Below are 4,198 nucleotides of genomic sequence, written 5' to 3'. Positions count from 1 at the left end.
CCCGTGGGCTCCGACGCCCACCGCTGGCGCACGTTCCCCGGCCGCAGGACCGTCGTAGCCGCCGCCCGCACCGTCACCTCGACCGTACGCGTCCTCGAAACCCTCCCGGACCTCCTGCGCGGCGACGACCGGCTGGCCGTCGTCTTCGCGTACGACCCCGCCTCCGCCTTCAACGACGGCGTCCTCGACCTGCTCCACGACGCCGGGTGCCGCGTCATGCCGTGGACCCAGCTGGCCGACATCGAGCCCGACCTCATCGTCTCCGCCAGCGAGAACATCGACGTCCCGGCGGGCGACTGCCCCGTGCTCGTGCTCCCGCACGGCATCGGCTTCCAGAAGCTGGTGCCGGACTCCCGCTCCCCGCGCAGCCGCCTGTCCGGGATGGTGCCGGACACGCTGCTGGAGGCGGGCCGGGCATGGCTGGCCGTCTCGCACCCGGAACAGGAGGAGCAGCTGGCCGCCGCGCACCCGAAGACCGCCGGGCGCACCCTGCTCGTCGGCGACCCCTGTTTCGACCAGTTGCTGCGCGGCCTGCCGCGGCGCGACGAGCACCGGCGCGCGCTCGGTGTCACCGGCGGCCGGCGGCTGGCCGTGCTCAGCTCCACCTGGGGCCCCACGTCACTGCTCGGCCGGGACCCGGACCTCGTCCGCAGACTGCTGGCGGAACTGCCGTACGACGAGTACCGCGTGGCCGCCATCACCCACCCCAACGTACGGTCGGCACACGGGGATTGGGAGATCCACAGGATTCTCGCACCGGCCGTGGACGCCGGTCTGCTGCCGATGTCGCCGGTGCACGACTGGCGGTCCGCACTCACCGCGGCCGACATCGTCATAGGGGACCACGGCTCGGTGACCCTGTACGGGGCCGCGCTCGGCAAGCCCGTCCTGCTCGCCGCCTTCGGCAGCGACGCCGTACCGGAGACGGCCGCCGCCGGACTCGGCCGCGCCGCGCCCCGCCTCGATGCGCACGGCGACCTGTACGAGCAGGTCGAGAACGCCGTACGGACCCACACCCCGGACCGCTACGCGGACATCGCGCGGCGCGCGTTCGCGGAGCCGGGCCAGGCGGTCGCGCGGCTGCGCACCGCCGTGTACGAGCTGCTCAAGCTGCCCGAACCGCGCTCCGCCCCTCCCCTGCCGGCGCTCCCCGCCCCGGCGTCGCCACCCGCCGCCGACGTCACCTCGTGGCGCGTGGTCACCACGGCGTCCGTCGAGTCGGGGCAGTGGGCGGTCACGGTGCGCCGCCGCCCCGCGGCAGCGGCCGAAGACCCCACGACCGACGAGGAGACGGCGGAAGGCGTCTACGCCCACCTCGCGAGCGATGCGGAAGAGCAGGACCAGCGGCTGACGGAGAGCGCGTCCGTACTGGTCGACCGCTTCCCCGCGCGGTCCGCCGTCGCCGCCCTGCGCTGGATCGACGAGACGCTGGCCGCATTCACCGGCTGCCTCCTCGCCGTCGCGACACTAAAAAACGGGAGCGTGCTGGCGGGGCTGCGCGACGGGCGGAGGGCGGAGGCGACGGCCACCGGGACGGACACCGACCCCGGCCTGTGCGCGGCCGTCATCTACACATGCCTGCGCGCAAACATCCCGCTGGACGGCACGATCGTGACGCTGCGCGTAGGCGCGGCGCGCGAGGAGGACGTAGCGCTACGCCTCCGCCCCACCGCTCAACTCCCCTGACCCCCCTGACTTTCCAGCCCCTCCAGCCGCTCTCGCATCACCTCAGCCTCCAGGCTCCCGCCCGCCGCGTAGATCTCCAACGCCCGGGCCAGGTGCGCCCGTACGGACTCCCGCTCGCTGCCCGTACGCTCCTCGATGTCCGCGAGCAGCACCAGTGCCTGCGCCTCGTAGTGCGTCGCGTCGCCCTCCCGCAGCACCCGCGCCGCCTCGGTCAGCGCCCGCGTCGCCTCGCCCGTATCGCCCGCGTGGTCATGGGCCGCGCCGATGGCGGCAAGCGCGCGGGCGGCCATCCGCGCGTCGCCGCGCTCCGTCAGCCGCTCGTACGCGTCGCGCAACGTGTCCAGCGCGCCGCGGTGGTCGCCGCCCGCGTCCTGCGCGCACCCCAGGAAGTAGGCGGCGATGGCCGCGCCGCGCACCTCTCCCGCCTCGGTGTTGAGGTCGAGGGAGAGCCGGTACGCGGCCATGGCGCGGGCCGGGTCGAACCGGTCCCAGTACCGGCCGGAGAACTCCTGCACGGACGCCCGCAGCACCGTGTGCCCGGAGACGTCGGCGCACGCGACGGCCGCCTCCAGCTCCGTGCGCGCCCGGTCGTACGCGCCGAGGTCCATCAGCGGCCGGGACAGCAGGCTGCGCAGCCGCGCCTCGGCGGCGGGCGCCACGGACTCGGTGGCCGAGGCCGCCCCGATCTCCAGGGACTCCTTCCAGTCCGCGAGGTGCCTGCGGTGCAGGAAGAGGACGGTGAAGGCTTCCGCCAGCTGCCATACGGGGGTGTGGAGCCCGTGCCGGGCGGCGTCGCGCAGCACGGCGAGGATGTTGGCGCGCTCGGCCTCCAGCCAGGCCAGCGGCGGCGGGCCCGGGGCCCCGTCCGGCTCCGCGAAGGGGTCGGGAGCGCCACTCAGGAAGCCGTCGAGGTCGGCGATGCGCAGCCGGTCCGCGCGGATGGCGCGGTCCGCGAACGCGGTGAGGGCGAGGTAGTGCGTCACCACCCGTTCCGTCAGGGCGCGCAGCGCGGCCTGCGGCTCCTCCTCCGCGGCGCGCTCGCGGGCGTGCAGCCGTACGAGGTCGTGCTGGCGGTAGCGGCCCTCCGGGGTGACGTCGAGCAGCCCGGCCGTGACCAGGTCGTCCAGCAGGGGTCCGGCGTCCGCCGGGGCGAGATCCGCGGCGACGGCGGCCGTGCCGTCGTCGAAGGTGCGGGCCGGGAGCCGGCCCAGCAGCCGGTAGAGGCGGGCGGCGGCCGGCTCCAGCTCCCGGTAGGCGGGGCCGAGCGCTGCGGACACCGAGTGCTCCCCTCGCTGCTTTCCTCGTAAGGCCATGCCGGTCAGCCGCCGGGTCTCGTCGGCGAGTTCGGCGGCCAGGGCGGTCATCGTCAGCCGGGGCGAGGCCGCCAGCCGCGCCGCGACGACGCGCAGCGCGACCGGCAGCCCGCCGCACAGCTCCACCAGCCGCTCGGCGGCCGTACGCTCCGCCGCCACGGCCTCCTCGCCGCAGCGCGCGGCCAGCAGCCGCATGCCGCCCTCGTGGTCGAGCGGATCGAGGGGCATCAAGCGGGCTCCGTCCAAGGCGAGTTCGCCGAGGCGGGCGTTGCTCGTGATCAGGACGGCGCTGCCCGGCCCCTTCGGTACGAGGGGTCTGACCTGCGCGGGGTGGTTCACGTCGTCGAGGACGACGAGCATGCGGCGGCCCGCGGAGCGCGTACGGAACAGCGCGGTCCGTTCGGCGAGCGACTTCGGCATATAGGCGTCCATGACACCGAGGGCGCGCAGCCCCATGCCGACGGCCTCGGAGACGTCGCCGCCCTCGCCGTCGCGCAGCGCGGAGAAGTCGATGTAGATCTGCCCGTCCGGGAACAGGTCGCGGGAGAGCTGCGCCCACCGGCAGGCGGTGGCCGTCTTGCCGATGCCGGGCAGCCCGGTGAGGAGTCCCAGGCCAATGCCTGAGTCGTCTTCGCCGCTGCCGCTCCCGCCGCCGCTCAGCAACCTGTCGAGGTCCGCCAATTCCCGTACGCGGTTGACGAACCGGGTCGTCAGCGGCGGCACCTGATCCGGTTTCGGCCAGCTGTCGGGTTCAGGCATCTGGATTACGGTGTAGGCGATGCCGCCGTGGATCTGCCCGGCCTGCACGCTCGGCCCGTACACGTTCCCGGACAGCTCGTTGGTGACATGCTGCGGCGCGGAGCGGCCGTCGGAGACACCGCTCACCGCGGCGCCTGCCCGTCCTGCTCGGACCTCACAGCGACGCCCGGGACGTGGAAGGTCAGGTTGGAGAAGTCACGCCCCTGGACGACCGGGCCGTTCTGCACGCCGCCGCTGACGCTGTTGGACACCGAGCCGCCGCCGCGCCCCTCCGCCGGAGGGTCCAGTTCCGCCAGAAGGGCCCGCAGCTCGTCGGCGGCGGCCGGGTCGGCCCGCAGTACGCGCCCCATCCGCAGCCGCCACCCGGCCTCGATGTCGGCGGCGGTCGCCTCGTCCGACTCGTCGCGGGCGGCCGTCAGTTCCGCGCGGGAGATTTCCAG

General features: G+C 74.6%; 3 protein-coding genes. 1 reads left to right on the top strand and 2 read right to left on the bottom strand.

The window, feature by feature from the left end:
- A partial coding sequence (locus ACFU99_RS35345; RefSeq protein WP_384400216.1) for a hypothetical protein occupies positions 1–1,686 on the top strand: 1,686 nt, incomplete at its 5' end.
- Here the strand turns inward: ACFU99_RS35345 and ACFU99_RS35340 are convergent.
- Together ACFU99_RS35340 and ACFU99_RS35335 are read right to left on the bottom strand one after the other, a co-directional pair.
- Positions 1,674–3,884: an NB-ARC domain-containing protein gene (locus ACFU99_RS35340; RefSeq protein WP_384400214.1), complete on the bottom strand. Its 2,211-nt coding sequence runs from the start codon at positions 3,882–3,884 to the stop codon at positions 1,674–1,676. The genes ACFU99_RS35345 and ACFU99_RS35340 overlap by 13 nt on opposite strands.
- Positions 3,881–4,198, bottom strand: a 318-nt coding sequence (locus ACFU99_RS35335) for a hypothetical protein (protein ID WP_384400211.1), incomplete at its 5' end; no start/stop codon positions are given. The genes ACFU99_RS35340 and ACFU99_RS35335, both read right to left, overlap by 4 nt.

It is taken from the genome of Streptomyces sp. NPDC057654 (genome assembly GCF_042800135.1).
Lineage (GTDB): Bacteria > Actinomycetota > Actinomycetes > Streptomycetales > Streptomycetaceae > Streptomyces.
This window is presented reverse-complemented; position numbering and strand designations above follow the sequence as displayed.